Source organism: Lysobacter stagni (genome assembly GCF_030053425.1).
GTDB classification, from domain to species: domain Bacteria; phylum Pseudomonadota; class Gammaproteobacteria; order Xanthomonadales; family Xanthomonadaceae; genus Lysobacter_J; species Lysobacter_J stagni.
In genome coordinates this window covers 420,165-434,733 of record NZ_JASGBI010000001.1, presented here as the reverse complement: position 1 = coordinate 434,733, position 14,569 = coordinate 420,165, and the positions used below count along the sequence as shown (strand labels likewise).

Here is a 14,569-nt window from a genome sequence, read left to right as displayed (position 1 = left end):
GGCTGTTCATCGACAATGTTAGACTGGGCGGTATAGGAATTAGAACCAATCTGAGCTGCAACGCTCGTACATGACGGAACCGGAGTCTTCCCCCATGGTCAAGAACCCGCGCACGGTGGCGCTTGCCGCCGCGTTGGCCCTCGTACTGTCCGCCTGTGGCGGCAAGGATCAGGCCCAGCAGGGCGACATGCCCCCGCCGGAAGTCGGCGTCGTGAAGCTGCAGCCGTCCGATGTCCCCCTGCAGAAGGATCTGGTCGGCCGCCTGGCCGCATTCCGCAGCGCCGACGTGCGCGCACGCGTTGCCGGCGTGCTGCAGCGCCGGGTGTACGAGGAAGGCAGCGACGTGAAGGCCGGGCAGGTGCTGTTCCGGATCGATCCGGCACCCCTGCAGGCTGAAGTGGGCCAGGCGCAGGCCTCGCTGGCGTCGGCGCAGGCCAACTACGCCAACGCCAAGGCCGCCGCCGACCGCGCGCGCCGCCTGGCGCCGGACAAGTTCGTCTCGCAGTCCGACCTGGACAATGCGCTCGCCGCCGAACGCAGTGCCGGCGCATCGGTGAAGCAGGCCGAGGCCGCACTGGCCAACACCCGCATCAACCTGGGCTACGCCACGGTGACCGCGCCCATCAGCGGTCGCGCCGGCAAGCAGCAGGTCACCGAGGGCGCGCTGGTCGGGCAGGGCACCGCGACCCTGCTGACCACCGTCGACCAGATTGATCAGCTGTTCGTGAACTTCTCCCTCAGCGTGACCGAGCTGGAGCAGGTGCGCCGTGCGCAGACCGGCCCGAATGCGGGCAAGGTGCAGGTCCTGCTGCCCGATGGCACGCCGTACGAGCACCTGGGCACGCTGGATTTCTCCGGCGACATCGTCGATCCGGCGACGGGCGCCATCGCCTTGCGCGCACGCATCCCGAATCCCGAGAAGACCCTGCTGCCGGGCACGTTCGTGACGCTGAAGGCCACGCTGGGCCAGCAGTCCAACGCGTACCTCGTGCCGCAGGTCGGCCTGCAGCGCGATGCCAAGAGCGCCTACGTGCTGGTGGTCGGCGCCGACGGCAAGGTCGTGCGCAAGGACGTCACCGTCGATCGCCAGCAGGGCGCCAACTGGGTCGTGTCCAGCGGTCTGTCTCCGGGCGACCAGGTGGTCGTGTCCGGCGTGCAGCGCGCGCAGCCGGGCCAGCCGGCCAAGGCGACACCCGTGGACGCCACCGGCCAGATTCCGCAGGCGCCGGCCGGCAAGGGTGAGGCCGACAAGGGCCAGGCCCAGAAGAAGGACTAATCCCCCGCCATGTCCAGATTCTTCATCAACCACCCGGTCTTCGCCTGGGTCATCGCGATCCTGATCTCGCTTTGCGGCGTGCTCGCGATCATGAACCTCGGCGTGGAGTCCTACCCGAGCATCGCGCCGCCGCAGGTGACGGTGTCCGCGTCCTATCCCGGCGCCAGCGCCGAGACGGCCGAGGGCGCGGTCACGCAGGTGATCGAGCAGCAGCTGACAGGCATCGACAACCTCGTCTACTTCAGCTCGTCCTCCAGCTCCAGCGGCGGCTCCAACATCACCCTGACGTTCGAACCGGGCACCGACCCGGACATCGCGCAGGTGCAGGTGCAGAACAAGGTCGCGCTGGCGACCCCGCGCCTGCCCACCGAAGTGACGCAGCAGGGCGTCGTCGTGGCCAAGGCCAACGCCGGCTTCCTGAAGGTCGTGGCGTTGCGCTCGGAAGACGAGTCGATGGATCGCGACGCGCTCAGCGACATCATCGCTTCGCGCGTGCTCGACCAGATCGCGCGCGTTCCAGGCGTGGGCAGCACCCAGCTGTTCGGCAGCGAATACGCGATGAACATCTGGTTGAACCCCGACCAGCTGCGCGGCTTCGGCCTGTCGGCGACGGAAGTGCTGCAGGCGGTGCGCGGCCAGAACGTGCAGTTCGCGGCCGGCAAGATCGGCGCCGACCCGGCCCCGGAAGGCCAGGGCTTCACCGCCACGGTGTCCGCCGAGGGTCGCTTCAGCACGCCCGAGCAGTTCGGCAACATCATCCTGCGCACCAACGCCAACGGCACCAGCGTGCGCTTGCGCGACGTCGCGCGCATCGGCCTGGGCGCCACGTTCTACGGCTTCGACAGCCGCTGGGACGGCAAGCCCGCAGCCGGTTTCGCCATCCAGCTGGCGCCGGGCGCCAATGCGCTGGGCGTGGCGGAGGCCGTCACCGCGCGCATGAACGAACTGCAGTCCACGTTCCCCAAGGGCGTGACCTGGTTCTCGCCGTACGACAGCTCGACCTTCGTTGCCGTCTCGATCAAGGAAGTGATCAAGACGCTGTTCGAGGCGATCGTGCTGGTCTTCCTGGTGATGCTGATCTTCCTGCAGAACTTCCGGGCGACGCTGATCCCGACGCTGGTCATCCCGATCGCGCTGCTGGGCACGTTCCTGGGCATGTACTTCATCGGGTTCACGATCAACCAGCTCAGCCTGTTCGGCATGGTGCTGGCGATCGGCATCGTGGTGGACGACGCGATCGTGGTGATCGAGAACGTCGAACGCATCATGACCGAGGAAGGCCTGTCGCCGAAGGCGGCCACCCGCAAGTCGATGACGCAGATCTCCGGCGCAGTCGTGGCGATCACGGTGGTGCTGGCGGCGGTGTTCATCCCGTCGGCGTTCCAGGGCGGTTCGGCCGGCGAGATCTACAAGCAGTTCGCCATCACCATCGCCATGGCGATGTTCTTCTCGGCGTTCCTCGCGCTGGGCTTCACGCCCGCGCTGTGCGCGACGCTGCTCAAGCCCACGGCCGACCACCACCGCGACAACATCGTCTTCCGCACCTTCAACAAGTATTACGACAAGGTCGCCAAGACGTACATCGGCCACATCGGCAGCGCGATCAAGCACACGCCGCGGTGGATGGCGGTGTTCGGCGTGCTGGTGGTGCTGTGCGGCTTCCTGTACACGCGCATGCCGGGCAGCTTCCTGCCCGAGGAAGACCAGGGCTATGCGATCGCGTTGATCAACCTGCCGCCGGGCGCATCGATCACGCGTACCAACGCCGTGCTCGACCAGGTGCGCGAGACGATGAGCAAGGATGAGGCCTTCGACGGCATCTTCACCGTCGCCGGCTTCAGCTTCGTCGGCCAGGGCGAGAACGTCGGCATCGCGTTCATCCGCCTCAAGCCGTGGGACGAGCGCAAGGTCACGGCGTCGGAGTTCATCCAGAAAGCCAACGGCGCGCTGTTCGGCATCCGCGATGCGCAGATCTTCGTGATCAACCTGCCGACGGTGTCGGGCCTGGGCCAGTTCGGCGGCTTCGACATGTACCTGCAGGATCGCCAGGGCCAGGGTCGCGACGCGCTGACGCAGGCGCGCAACACGCTGCTGGGCAAGGCCAACCAGACGCCGGCGCTGACCGCGGTGCGTCCGAACGCGCTGGAGGAATCGCCGCAGTTGCGCCTGGATGTCGATCGCGTGCAGGCGCAGTCGATGGGCCTGTCGGTGGGCGACATCTACAGCGGCATCCAGCTGATGCTGGCGCCGGTGTACGTCAACGACTTCGTCGAGTCCGGTCGCGTCAAGCGCGTGACCATGCAGGCCGACGCGCCGTACCGCACGGGGCCGGAATCGCTGCAGCGCTTCTTCACGCCCAGCCCGCTGACTGCGTCGGACGCCGACACGCCGTCGATGATCCCGCTGTCGAACGTGGTGCACAGCCGCTGGATCACCGCCTCTCCGTCGCTGACGCGCTACAACGGCTATGCCTCGGTCGAGATCGTGGGTTCGCAGGCACCGGGCCACAGCTCGGGCGAAGCCATGGAGGCCATGCAGAACATCGTCGAGAACGACCTGCCGGAAGGTTTCGGTTACGACTGGACGGGTCAGTCGTACCAGGAAATCCTCTCCGGCAACCAGGCGCCGGCACTGCTGGCGCTGTCGATCCTGGTGGTGTTCCTGTGCCTTGCGGCGCTGTACGAGAGCTGGTCGGTGCCGGTGGCGGTGCTGCTGGTGGTGCCGCTGGGTGCGCTGGGTGCGGTGCTGTTCTCGCTGCTTCGCGGGCTGCCCAACGACATCTACTTCAAGATCGGCCTGATCACGGTGATCGGTCTGGCGGCCAAGAACGCGATCCTGATCGTGGAGTTCGCCATCGAGCAGCGCCAGCACGGCAAGACCTTGCGCGACGCCACGATCGAAGCGGCGCACCTGCGTTTCCGCCCGATCCTGATGACCTCGTTCGCCTTCATCATGGGTGTGTTCCCGCTGGCGATCTCGTCCGGCGCGGGCGCCAACTCGCGTCACGCCATCGGTACCGGCGTGATCGGCGGCATGATGTTCGCCACGTTCCTGGGCCTGCTGCTGATCCCGGTGTTCTACGTTGCGGTGCGTCGCCTGCTGGGCGACAAGCTCGACGAAAAGCCGGTGCTCGTGCGTGACGAGGACGACGAGGAAGCCACGCCGCGACCGGCGACCTGACGTCCGCGACGGTCGTACAACGAAACAAGCCCGCCATCCGGCGGGCTTGTTTCGTTTGGGTCATCGAAGACGGGCGCTCAGTCGCGTCGCGGCCTCAGCCATTCCAGGTCGCGCCGCGCCGCGTCGTAGGCCAGTTCGAGTTCCGTCGCGCGCGCGCGGGCGTACGCCTGTGCATCCGGCGGCAGGTGTGCGATGCGCTCGGGTCGGTACTCGGCGAACTTGGCGCGGAAGGCTGCTTCGATGGTGTCGCGGTCTGCATTGGGCGGTACGCCCAGCGCCTCGTGCCACATCGGCACGCGTGCGTCCGGCACCGGCGGTGGCGCCGTGGCCGGGACTCGCTTCTCGCGCAGGTGCGGCCACATCACCGATACCAGCCAGTAACCCAGTGCGCCGCCGCCGATCACGACGGCCCATTCGTTCCAGTTCATTGCGTTTCCTCCAGTCGCTGGCGTGCCTGCACGAGGCTGGCCTGTTCGCCGTGGAAATCCATCGCGTAGGCGAGCTGCCCGCGCATGCATTCGCGCGCCTGCCGCGCCTCGTCGTCGTTCAACCAGCGCTGCACCGCGACGATGGCATCGCCGTCCAGTCCGCGGCGCAGCGAAAGCCGCCGCACCAGGTTGATCGCGTGCGGTGGGCAGCACAGCAGCTCGAAGCCCATCGACAGCGCCTCGCGTGGCTGCAGTTCGAGCACGCGACGAAAGCGCCATACGCGCCAGCCCAGCCATGCCGTGGTGGCGTACACCAGGACGGTGAGCGCGAGCAGCGCCAGCGGATGCGGGAATACCCACAGCAGCACCGGCAACCCCACCAGCAGCAGCGCCCACAACCAGCGGCATCCACGCCGCACCGCGGCCAGGCCGCCGATGAAATGCCCTAGCTGGGTGCGTGGACGTTCGTTACGCGCCTGCAACCAGCTCGTGCGGAAGGCGGCCCGGGTGGGTCGCCACGCATCCGGCACGAACAGGCGACGTCCGCGGAATTCCAGCGTGCCACCTGCCGTGGCATGCCAGCGCGACGCGTCGCGCGTCAGCACGACCTCGTCGTAATGCAGCAGCATCGCGGAGTCCTGCAGGTAGAGGGCGATCACGCCCACCACCAGCAGGACGTCCATCGGCAGGTTCATTCCGCGGAGGTGTCCTTGCCGCCGAAGAACTTGCGGATGCCCGCGCCGATCGCGACCAGGCCGACCAGCACCAGCTTCCACAGCTTGGCCAGGAACAGCGCGATGGCGGCGAAGAAGCCCTTCTTCGAAGCCACGGCGGCCGCACCGCCGGTGACCAGCGCCGCCAGGCCGTACTCGGCGATGTGGTCGCCGTCCTTGAACTCGGCGTACTTCTCGCCGCTGTTGTAGGTGTAGCCGGGCAGGAGGCCCTTGAACTGGCTCACCGCCGTGTCCAGGTCTTCCGGCGCGGCCACCAGCACCACCTGCATCACGCCGCGACGGCCGAGCATGCGGGTGTTGTAGTTCACGACCTTGTGCTTGGACGGGTCGGCGTGGGCGAGCACGGCCCACTCGAGCAGGTTGACCTGCTTGTCGTACTGCGGCTTGAAGCTCCAGCCATCGATGACCAGCGTGTCCCAGCCGCGGCTGCGGCGCTCCTCGTTGGACGCTTCGGTGCCGTCCTTGATGGACGTCAGGATCTCGTCCGCATCCAGCTTCTCGTCGTCCTTCACGTAGCCGACGTCTTCGAAGCTGAAGTATGCGAACCAGGACAGATCCTTCGGCGCGATGACGTACTCGTCGACGCCAGCGGGCGGGTTCTCGGTCAGCTCATTGAGCCTGCGTGCGCCATCGGCGCCGAGGAACGCGTATCCGTCCGGCACGTCGATCGTAGCGCGATTGCCGATCTGCCCCTTGGTCGGGCCCACCTGCCACGGCAACTGCGATACGTCATCGCCCTCCTGCGCGGCCACGGGCAGCGCCGTCGCCAAGGCGAGAACGAACGCAGCCAACAGGAACCACCAACGCTTTCCCATGCTCTTCCCCTGAATTGTGATGAGGACACTCTGCGGAGTGTCCGAACGATCCCCATCGTTCACCGCGCCCGACGGACGGGGCGGCACGCGAAGCCTAGTTTCACGCCGCGTGAGACGCAACCGGCGGGCGGGGAGGTTCGGACTACGAGCGGGGCATTACACGGGGAGAGCGATCCATCGGGAATGGGATTCTTCCGAGAGGATGCGTGGCGCGACGCCAGGCCCAGAAAACAAAAAACCCGGCAGCAGGGCTGCCGGGCCTTCCATACCGCCGGGAGGGGTGGCGGAGAGAGTCGGAAAGTAAAAGGAGAGAAAAGAAGCGATAGCTTGCGTCGGTGCGTTACTTCGCGGCCGGGGCCTTCGGGGCGGCGGCCTTCACCGTCTTCTCGACGTTGGCCTGCACGCCGCGGGCAGCGGCTTCGAACTGCGACTTGGCCAGTTCGGTGATCGCGCCCTGCGCCTTCAGCGTGCGGCCGAAGACTTCCTGGCCCGTGGCGATGCCACGCTCGACATTCTCGCGGGCGACTTGCGCGCCCTTCGGCCACAGGGTCTTGAGGCTTTCGAAATCGCGCGCTTCGGCCGCTTCGCCCAGGAAGGCGAAAGTGGCGTTGACGCGGTCCTCGATCGCCGACAGCTGCAGGCCGAAGACGGCCTCGGCGTTGTCGAGAGCGAGGCGGTTGACCTGTGCGGCCGTGTCCGCGAACTGGCGCGTCGCGGCGGCGAACTGTTCGTTGAACGGCTGGTACATGGTGGTCTCCTGGATCAATCCGGGGGAGGGGTCGGATTGTGCGGTGCAGCATAACCCGGTCAATGTTGCAATGCAACATGCCCCAAAGGCCTATTCAGTCCACGGTCGGGGAACGTACGACGGATGGCAGAATCAAGCCGTCCCTGGCTGCCTCCACGGACAACGATCGCGCAGAAGGATGACCAGACGATGATCGCTTCCCCCGTTGGCCGCCGCAGTAGCCCGCGACGCGTACTGGCCTCGCTCGCGCTGGCCGCCGTCCTTCCGTTCCTGTCGGTGGCCCGGGCGCAGGCACCGGCGCCGGTCGCCCCGGCGCCGCCGGACGGCGAACCCTGCGTCGGCCTGGTGCTGGGCGGTGGCGGCGCGCGCGGCTCGGCCCACATCGGCGTGCTCAAGGTGCTCGAGCGCGAGCGCATCCCCGTTTGCCGCGTCGCCGGCACCAGCATGGGCGCGATCGTCGGTGGCCTGTACTCGGCCGGCTACACGCCCGCGGAGATGGAAGACCTGATCCGCACCATCGACTGGGCCGACATGTTCGTCGACGACCCGCCGCGTCCGGGCCAGCCGATGCGGCGCAAGGACGCCGACTTCCGCTACCTGCTCGACCTCGAGATCGGCTACGCCAACGGCCGCGTCGTGTTGCCGGTGGGCATCGTGCAGGGCCAGAAGCTGCTGATGCTGTTGCGCCGTCTCACCATTTCGACCTGGGACGTGCACGACTTCGACCGCTTGCCGATCCCGTTCCGCGCGGTGGCGGCCGACATCATCACCGGCGACAAGGTGGTGTGGGACGAAGGCGATCTCGCGCTGGCGATCCGCTCGAGCATGTCGGTGCCGGGTGCGTTCGCGCCGGTGCGCGTGGGCGACCGCCTGCTGGTCGACGGCGGCATGGCCGACAACGTGCCGGTCGATGTCGTGCGCGGCATGGGCGCGCACCGGATGATCGTGGTCGACGTGGGATCGCCGCTACACAAGGAAGAGGCGCTGACCAATCCGGTCGTGATCATGGACCAGATGATCTCGGCGCTGATGACCGAGAAGACGCGCGCACAGCTGGCCACGCTCGGCGAGGGCGACGTGCTGATCACGCCGGAACTGGGCGACATCACGGCGGCGGAGTTCAACCGCGGTGCCGAGGCCATCGCCATCGGCGAGCGCGCCGCCGAAGCCGCATTGCCGAAGCTGCGCGCGCTGTCGGTCGACGAGGCCACCTACGCTGCCTACCGTGCGCGCCAGCAGCGGCGCGACTTCGATCCGAAGCTGGTGTCGTTCCTCGAGGTCCTGCACGGCCGTTCGCCATCGGCGACGCGACAGGTTGAGCGCGCCGTCGCCAGCAACCTCGGTCAGCCGTTCGAACCCGAACGGGTCGAGAAGACCATCGGCACCGCCTACGGCGATGGGCGCTTCCAGCAGATCGATTACCGGCTGGTCGAACGCGATGGGGAGCACGGGCTGGAGATCCTCCCGGCCGAGAAACCGTGGTCGGCGTTCGGCAAGCTGGGTTTCCAGCTGGACGACAACTTCAACGGCCGCAACAGCTACATGGTGTCGGCCGAGCTGACCTTCAACGACGTCAACGACCTCGGCGCGGAATGGCGCAACGTGCTGCGGCTGGGGCGCATCACCGGACTGCGTTCGGAGTTCTACCAGCCCTTCGGCGCGAGTGGCGCGTTCTATCTGCAGCCATCGCTGGAACTGCGCAACGAATCGCTGCCGTTGTGGAGCGACGGAAACCAGCTCGCGGAATTCCGCGTCAACCGACGCGGCGTGGCGCTGCAGGCGGGCTTCACACCGCAACCGGAATGGCGCATCAGCGCCGAACTGGTGCGTGGCCGTGATCGGGGCGACCTGCTGATCGGCAATCCCAACGACTTCAGCGGCGACAAGGAGGAGTACGCCGGCGTCATCTACAACGCGACCTGGGACACGCTGGACAGCATCAACTTCCCGACCCGGGGCGTGCGCCTCAGCGCCGATTTCGAGACCTATTACGACGCTCTGGGCGCGAACGTGGAAGGCGACGTCATGCGCGTCACGGGCGACTGGGCGCAGGCGTGGGGCCGCTACCACCTGCTGCTGGGCGCGCGCCTGACCAGCGCGCTGGACGACGACAACTTCTTCCAGACACAGGGGTTCCTCGGCGGATTCCTCAATCTTTCCGGCTTCGACGAACGCGCGCTGTTCGGCAACCAGACCGCGTTGGCGCGTGCGGTGATGTATCGCCGCACCGGCAACACCAGCCGTCTGTTCTCGCTGCCGATGTACGTCGGTGCCAGCCTGGAGACCGGCAACGTGTGGCAGAGCAAGGACGACGTCGACGCCGACGACCTGATCCTCGCCGGCAGCCTGTTCATCGGATTCAGCACGCCGCTGGGCCCGATGTTCCTGGCCTATGGCGGAAACGACGACGGCGAGAGTTCGTGGTACCTCACGTTCGGATCGCTGTTGCGGCCCGAGGTGAAGTGATCGGTGTGACCGATCCGAATCCGCTTACGCGCGGTAGTGGCAGCCGGACGTGCAGGTCTCGTGCACGACCACTTCCGACAGCAGCGGCAGCGCAGGCTTGAGCCGGTCCCAGATCCACACCGCGAGGCGCTCGCTGGTGGGGTTCTCCAGGCCTTCGATGTCGTTGAGGTAGTGATGGTCGAGCCGGTCGTACAGCGGCTGGAAGGCGGCCTTGAGGTCGGCGAAATCCATCACCCAGCCCAGCTGCGGATCCAGGTCGCCCTCGACGTGGATCTCGATGCGGAAGCTGTGGCCGTGCAGGCGCGCGCACTTGTGGCCCGGTGGGACGTTGGGCAGCCGGTGGGCCGCTTCCAGGGTGAATGCCTTGAAGATCTTCATGCCGTGCAGTTTACCGCGCCGGCGCGGTGCAGGGCCCCGGAGCGGCCGCTGGGCACACCTGCCACGCAGGAGGCCCGGCCCCGGGGTTGGCCCCGCGCACGCGGCGAGCCACCTGCCGAGCCGAGCGCGTACCGGAACCACATCCGATTCGCGACAGTGAACGGCGCCTGCCTGTCGAACGACGCGCTAGCGCCGATTTCACGCGGCGATACCTGCATCTCGCCAAAGCTCCCTGCGTCATCCGCAACGGGAGTGCGTCAATGAAGGTTCGTTCGAATGCCAAGCTGGGTGTCGCGCTGTTGGGCGCGCTGGTCGTGGCCGTGTCGCTGCCGATGTCCGTGGTCGCGCAGGATCGTGCACAGACTACGGAAGCCGAGGAAGAAGATTCGGCACAGCCGGTCAACGACACCTGGATCACCACGAAGGTCAAGGCCGACCTGATGGCGACCTCCGACGTGCCGGGCACCGAGATCGGCGTGGAGACCGTCAACGGCACCGTGAAGTTGTCGGGTGCGGTCGACAGCAAGGCGAAGGCCGACAAGGCCGTCGCGGTCGCGAAGAAGATCAAGGGTGTGAAGAGTGTGGATGCCAGTGCGCTGACGGTCGCCAAGGCGCACAAGTAAGGAGTGGTGCGATGCGACGCCCGGGTTTCCCTTCCCGGGCGTCGGCACTGGAGCATCGTCGCGGCGGAAAGCTCGCCGATCGCATCGCGCCTGCGATCGCGCCCTGATCGGGCGCAGGATCCTGCGTCAGTCCGGTGCCTTCGCGGGCACGAACGGCGAGACCGGGTCGCTGGCCGGGAAGGTTTCCTCCAGCGCCTGGTCCTGGTTCTCGCTCTCGTGTTGTTTGCGCTTCTCGCGCTCGCGAGCGTCTTCCGGTTTTCCCTTCGCGGGCTTTCCGTCCTTGTCGAGGGGCGGGTCTTTGCGATCCTGTTGCGTCATGTTGCGCTCCCGAACGGCGATGTAATCGACGTCCCGACGATACGGCTGCGCCCGGGTAAAACCGCGTGACGGCAAACCTGCACGCATGAACGCGGCGGAAACATCGGCACGCGCATTCACGTGGCTTTTTCGCGCGGCGGCGGATGTTCGGGTCCCGGCCCCGGCCGCAAGCGGATGGCACGTATGGACTGGCACAGCAATCTGGCCAAGCGGGCGTCGCGCTGGACCGGTCGCGCGTCGTGCTTCGGGCTGGCGGTGCTGGTTGTGGTGGTGTGGCTGGTGACCGGGCCGCTATTCGGATTCAGCGACACCTGGCAGCTGGTCATCAACACCGGCACCACCATCATCACTTTCCTGATGGTGTTCCTGATCCAGAACACGCAGAACCGCGACACCGAAGCCATACAGATCAAGCTCGATGAGCTGATCCGCACCACGCACCGTGCGCAGAACGCGCTGCTCGACCTGGAGGAGCTGGACCAGGAGGAGTTGGATCGCATGCGTATGCGTTACGAAGAGCTGGCACGTCGCGCGCGCGAGCACGGTGAGGCGCGTTCGCACGCGGCAAAGCATCCGCGTCGATGAACCTCAGCGCCAGGCGCTGCCGACCTGGATGTACACCGTCTCGTCCTCGGGGCCCCAGGCGTAATCCGCGCCGACGTACAGGCGCAACATGCGTGCGATGAGATAGCGCACGCCCGTTCCTTTCGCGACCTGGCTTTGAGCATCGCCGAAATCGGCATGCTCGCCCCAGGTGCGGCCCGCTCCGAGAAAACCGACCAGCGCCCAGCGCTGCGTCATGTTCCAGCGCAATTCGGTTTCCAGCACTGCCGCGCGCGTATCGGCGTAGCGCGCCGAACCGATGCCGCGCAGGTCGATGAAGGGAAGCCGGTAGAACGGGATGTCGCCATTGGCCCAGCGCACGTCGGCGCGGCCGCCGAGCACGAAGCGGTCGTCGCCAAATGGAAGGTAGGCGTAGACGCTGCTGCGATAGCTCTGGAAATCGGAGTCGCTGCCGATCGCACCGTCGTAGAAGTTGCCTTCGATCTTGCCGAGCCAACCGCTGTTGGGCGTGAATGAATTGTCGCGCTGGTCGTACTGCAGCGACAGGCCCAGTCCCGAGGTGCGCTCCGCCAGCTCCCTGTCGTTGAACCGATCGCGATCGGAATCGACGTCGAACCCGAGTTCCAGATCCATGTAGGTCCATTGCAGGCCCAGGAACAGGTCCTGCTCGCCGAGCCGCCGCGCGATCTTCTGGAGCGACACCACGCCGTCGGCGTTGTAGCCGATCGCCACCGGTTCGAGGATCTCGCCGGAGGTATAGAAATCGAGGTTGAACGAGGACTTGGCGACACCGCCGGTGTAACGCCAGAGGTCGTCGCGGAAGTGAAGCATCGCGCCGCCGCCATAGGCGTAACTGCCGTTCTCGGTCTTCAGCGCCATCGCGCCGAAGATGTTGGGTGCGATCTGCTGCTCGCGACCGTCGGTGGTCTTGCGCGTGGTCGCCGCGCCCTTGGGGCGTTGGAAGAACACCGCCGCGAGTCCGCCGCCGTAGCCGACGGCCGGATCGCTGATGACGATCGGCACCGGCAGGAAGCCCTTGTGTTCGAGCAGCCAGCGCGACATGTCGAACTCGCCGTCCTGCTGGTCGTGAAGCAGGCCGCCATGGGTTGCAGTGGCGTCCGGGTCCGCTGCCGCCGTGGTTCCGTCCGTCTCCTGCGCAACGACATCGCACGCGAACACGCCTGACAGGCATGCCATGCCCAGCACGCTGGCGACAGTCAGCCCGTGGCGCCGCATCGACCGGTCACTTCTGCGGTACCAGGAACGTGACGACGAAGCGGACGCCCCAGTCGGGTCCACCCGCGGGCGCTTCGGCATAGCCACGCACGCCGCCGGCGAAACTCATCATCTGGCTGCCCACGCGCGCGACCTTCGAATACGTCACGTTGATCGGTACCGTCCACTGCTGGTTCTCCCAGTCGTAGGTCGACTCGGCATTGAAGGTCAGCGTCCGACCGCCGGCCAGATGGCGCGCCAGGAAGGGTTGCAGAAAGGTATTGCTGATGTCCGGATCGTTGCCCGAGCCGCCGACGGACCAGATGTGATTGGCCAGCACACCCACCGTCCACGCCTTCGATTCCTTCAGCACCAGCACGCTCGGCCCTGCGCCCCACTGGTCGGGGCCGAGCAGGTCGTCGCTGGCGGTCGGCAGCAGGAAGACCGGCCCGATACCCCACGTGATCCCGCCCGCGGTCGGCTGCTTCGGCGAGAAGAAGAACGTGGGATTGATGTCGCCCAGTCCGAACTGGCTGTTCGAATCGCCCGAGATGTCGTCCTGGTAGATGACGGGAACGATGATGCGCGAGATCAGGTTCCAGTCTTCCGAGATCGAGGCGGGGATCACCGGCTGGATGTTCAGCGTGTGGCGCGTGCCGTCCTCGCTGCCGTAACCGAAGTCGGCGTTGTACTGCAGGGGAATGCTGATCAGCGACGCGACCGGATTGGAGAGCTTCTTGGCCAGCTCGTCGGCGCTGTCCTGTGCGGATGCCGGGAGTGCGGTCGCAAGGCATATCAGCGCGGTCGGTACCAGGAAGGGCTGTACGTGCTTCGCGGGTCGGTTCATGCCATTCCTCGGCAACGTTGGATCAGAACGCGATCGTGGCGGTGACCATCACCGGGTCGCCCTCGAGGCGACGCTTCACGTCGAACTCCTTGAGCCAGCGCGCTTCGAACTCCACGCTGCCGCCGTCCCGTTTCCTGCTGTAGCTGACGATGGGGCCCAGTGCGAGCGCATGTCCCTTGAAGCCGTTGAGCAGGTCCGCGGTGGGGCCTTCGTCCTTTTCCAGCTGCTGGATCCAGCCGCCCGCACCGCCGACGCCCCAGCCGTTGGGGAAGCGCTTGACCAGCAGCGTGTCGAGGCGGAACACCGCGCCGTTCTGGTAGTCGGTGGCATCGTTCTTCGTATAGAAGTCGACGGCCGCGAGTGCGCTGAATTCCAGCGTGCCTTTCTGCATCAGCTGGGTGTAGCCGATGGTCGGCGAGTAGGTCCAGGTGTTGAGGCTGAGGTTGGCCAGCCGATCCGGGTCGTAACTGCCCCAGTCGCTGTAGATGTACAGCGCCAGCGTCATGTGGTGCGTCTGGTCGAAGTGGTAGCCGGCGATGATCGGCGCGAAGAACGGATCGAACACGTCCCAGTCGGCCTTGTCGCTGCGCGTGCCAGTGACCTGGCCGATCGACACGTTCGCATCCACGTCCACCTCGGCGATGGGCAGCGTCGCCATCGACGCGAAGTTCCAGCGGCCTTCGCCGGTATCCCACACGTACTCGCCGACGAAGGTGAACATCTGGAACGTTGCATCCAGGCCCAGAGTGAGCTGGTTGCCGATCGGAACCTGGCGCTCGGTACCGATATCGCCGGAGTAGTGCGCATAGCCGATCAGTGCGTTGAATCCCGGCTCCGGCGGTACGACTCCTGCGTACGAGGTGATGTTGGTTCCGGTAATGGTGCGCCCGAGCGCGCCTTCCGTGGCCAGTGCGGGAGTAAGAGGCAACACCGCGAGGGCCAGTGCGGGTGCGAGCAGCGTGCGTTTCATCATCGGC

14 protein-coding genes are annotated in these 14,569 nt (G+C 66.6%); 5 read left to right on the top strand and 9 right to left on the bottom strand.

Translation table 11 applies throughout. The annotated features are described in order from the left end of the window. The first annotated feature begins 94 nt into the window (after positions 1 to 94). Positions 95 to 1,276, top strand: coding sequence for an efflux RND transporter periplasmic adaptor subunit (locus QLQ15_RS01900; protein ID WP_283211171.1), 1,182 nt, complete (start codon positions 95 to 97; stop codon positions 1,274 to 1,276). Positions 1,277 to 1,285: 9 nt separating this feature from the next. Then, positions 1,286 to 4,456, top strand: coding sequence for an efflux RND transporter permease subunit (locus tag QLQ15_RS01895; protein ID WP_283211170.1), 3,171 nt, complete (start codon positions 1,286 to 1,288; stop codon positions 4,454 to 4,456). 77 nt (positions 4,457 to 4,533) lie between these two features. Here QLQ15_RS01895 and QLQ15_RS01890 read toward each other — a convergent pair whose 3' ends face one another. From QLQ15_RS01890 to QLQ15_RS01875, 4 genes are all read right to left on the bottom strand, one after another. Next, positions 4,534 to 4,884 (bottom strand): J domain-containing protein, encoded by a 351-nt coding sequence (locus tag QLQ15_RS01890; RefSeq protein ID WP_283211169.1) that lies wholly within the window; start codon positions 4,882 to 4,884, stop codon positions 4,534 to 4,536. Then, positions 4,881 to 5,579: a hypothetical protein gene (locus tag QLQ15_RS01885; protein ID WP_283211168.1), complete on the bottom strand. Its 699-nt coding sequence runs from the start codon at positions 5,577 to 5,579 to the stop codon at positions 4,881 to 4,883. Before QLQ15_RS01885 ends, QLQ15_RS01890 begins: the two co-directional genes overlap by 4 nt. Next, complete coding sequence (locus tag QLQ15_RS01880) at positions 5,576 to 6,433, bottom strand: DUF2167 domain-containing protein (RefSeq protein ID WP_283211167.1); 858 nt, start codon at positions 6,431 to 6,433, stop codon at positions 5,576 to 5,578. Before QLQ15_RS01880 ends, QLQ15_RS01885 begins: the two co-directional genes overlap by 4 nt. Before the next feature lie 340 nt (positions 6,434 to 6,773). After that, the gene (locus QLQ15_RS01875; RefSeq protein ID WP_283211166.1) at positions 6,774 to 7,181 is read right to left on the bottom strand and encodes a phasin family protein; all 408 of its coding nucleotides are present in this window, start codon (positions 7,179 to 7,181) and stop codon (positions 6,774 to 6,776) included. 189 nt (positions 7,182 to 7,370) lie between these two features. On the opposite strand from QLQ15_RS01875, the gene QLQ15_RS01870 reads away from it, so the two are divergent. Beyond that, positions 7,371 to 9,647, top strand: coding sequence for a patatin-like phospholipase family protein (locus QLQ15_RS01870; protein WP_283211165.1), 2,277 nt, complete (start codon positions 7,371 to 7,373; stop codon positions 9,645 to 9,647). Positions 9,648 to 9,671: 24 nt separating this feature from the next. Here QLQ15_RS01870 and queD read toward each other — a convergent pair whose 3' ends face one another. Then, the gene (queD, locus tag QLQ15_RS01865; protein ID WP_283211164.1) at positions 9,672 to 10,025 is read right to left on the bottom strand and encodes a 6-carboxytetrahydropterin synthase QueD; all 354 of its coding nucleotides are present in this window, start codon (positions 10,023 to 10,025) and stop codon (positions 9,672 to 9,674) included. A 260-nt stretch (positions 10,026 to 10,285) separates the two neighbouring features. On the opposite strand from queD, the gene QLQ15_RS01860 reads away from it, so the two are divergent. After that, the gene (locus QLQ15_RS01860; protein WP_283211163.1) at positions 10,286 to 10,648 is read left to right on the top strand and encodes a BON domain-containing protein; all 363 of its coding nucleotides are present in this window, start codon (positions 10,286 to 10,288) and stop codon (positions 10,646 to 10,648) included. A gap of 126 nt (positions 10,649 to 10,774) precedes the next feature. Here QLQ15_RS01860 and QLQ15_RS01855 read toward each other — a convergent pair whose 3' ends face one another. Then, positions 10,775 to 11,086 (bottom strand): hypothetical protein, encoded by a 312-nt coding sequence (locus QLQ15_RS01855; protein WP_283211162.1) that lies wholly within the window; start codon positions 11,084 to 11,086, stop codon positions 10,775 to 10,777. A 63-nt stretch (positions 11,087 to 11,149) separates the two neighbouring features. Between QLQ15_RS01855 and QLQ15_RS01850 the strand changes: the two genes are divergently transcribed. After that, positions 11,150 to 11,551: a low affinity iron permease family protein gene (locus tag QLQ15_RS01850; protein ID WP_345782410.1), complete on the top strand. Its 402-nt coding sequence runs from the start codon at positions 11,150 to 11,152 to the stop codon at positions 11,549 to 11,551. 3 nt (positions 11,552 to 11,554) lie between these two features. Here the strand turns inward: QLQ15_RS01850 and QLQ15_RS01845 are convergent, their stop codons facing one another. The 3 genes from QLQ15_RS01845 to QLQ15_RS01835 are packed head-to-tail and all read right to left on the bottom strand — an operon-like array spanning position 11,555 to position 14,565. Then, positions 11,555 to 12,766, bottom strand: coding sequence for a BamA/TamA family outer membrane protein (locus QLQ15_RS01845; RefSeq protein ID WP_283211160.1), 1,212 nt, complete (start codon positions 12,764 to 12,766; stop codon positions 11,555 to 11,557). A 7-nt stretch (positions 12,767 to 12,773) separates the two neighbouring features. Further along, entirely contained in the window at positions 12,774 to 13,592 is an 819-nt protein-coding gene (locus QLQ15_RS01840) for a transporter (RefSeq protein WP_283211159.1), read from the bottom strand. A gap of 22 nt (positions 13,593 to 13,614) precedes the next feature. Further along, positions 13,615 to 14,565: a SphA family protein gene (locus QLQ15_RS01835; protein WP_283211158.1), complete on the bottom strand. Its 951-nt coding sequence runs from the start codon at positions 14,563 to 14,565 to the stop codon at positions 13,615 to 13,617. Positions 14,566 to 14,569 lie beyond the last annotated feature (4 nt).

Coding starts and splice junctions, on each gene's coding strand:
- QLQ15_RS01875 (WP_283211166.1), bottom strand. CDS start 7,181: ATGTACCAGCCGTTCAACGAACAGTTCGCCGCCGCGACGCGCCAGTTC.
- QLQ15_RS01845 (WP_283211160.1), bottom strand. CDS start 12,766: ATGCGGCGCCACGGGCTGACTGTCGCCAGCGTGCTGGGCATGGCATGC.
- QLQ15_RS01850 (WP_345782410.1), top strand. CDS start 11,150: ATGGACTGGCACAGCAATCTGGCCAAGCGGGCGTCGCGCTGGACCGGT.
- QLQ15_RS01860 (WP_283211163.1), top strand. CDS start 10,286: ATGAAGGTTCGTTCGAATGCCAAGCTGGGTGTCGCGCTGTTGGGCGCG.
- QLQ15_RS01890 (WP_283211169.1), bottom strand. CDS start 4,884: ATGAACTGGAACGAATGGGCCGTCGTGATCGGCGGCGGCGCACTGGGT.
- QLQ15_RS01885 (WP_283211168.1), bottom strand. CDS start 5,579: ATGAACCTGCCGATGGACGTCCTGCTGGTGGTGGGCGTGATCGCCCTC.
- QLQ15_RS01840 (WP_283211159.1), bottom strand. CDS start 13,592: ATGAACCGACCCGCGAAGCACGTACAGCCCTTCCTGGTACCGACCGCG.
- QLQ15_RS01835 (WP_283211158.1), bottom strand. CDS start 14,565: ATGATGAAACGCACGCTGCTCGCACCCGCACTGGCCCTCGCGGTGTTG.
- queD (WP_283211164.1), bottom strand. CDS start 10,025: ATGAAGATCTTCAAGGCATTCACCCTGGAAGCGGCCCACCGGCTGCCC.
- QLQ15_RS01880 (WP_283211167.1), bottom strand. CDS start 6,433: ATGGGAAAGCGTTGGTGGTTCCTGTTGGCTGCGTTCGTTCTCGCCTTG.
- QLQ15_RS01900 (WP_283211171.1), top strand. CDS start 95: ATGGTCAAGAACCCGCGCACGGTGGCGCTTGCCGCCGCGTTGGCCCTC.
- QLQ15_RS01870 (WP_283211165.1), top strand. CDS start 7,371: ATGATCGCTTCCCCCGTTGGCCGCCGCAGTAGCCCGCGACGCGTACTG.
- QLQ15_RS01895 (WP_283211170.1), top strand. CDS start 1,286: ATGTCCAGATTCTTCATCAACCACCCGGTCTTCGCCTGGGTCATCGCG.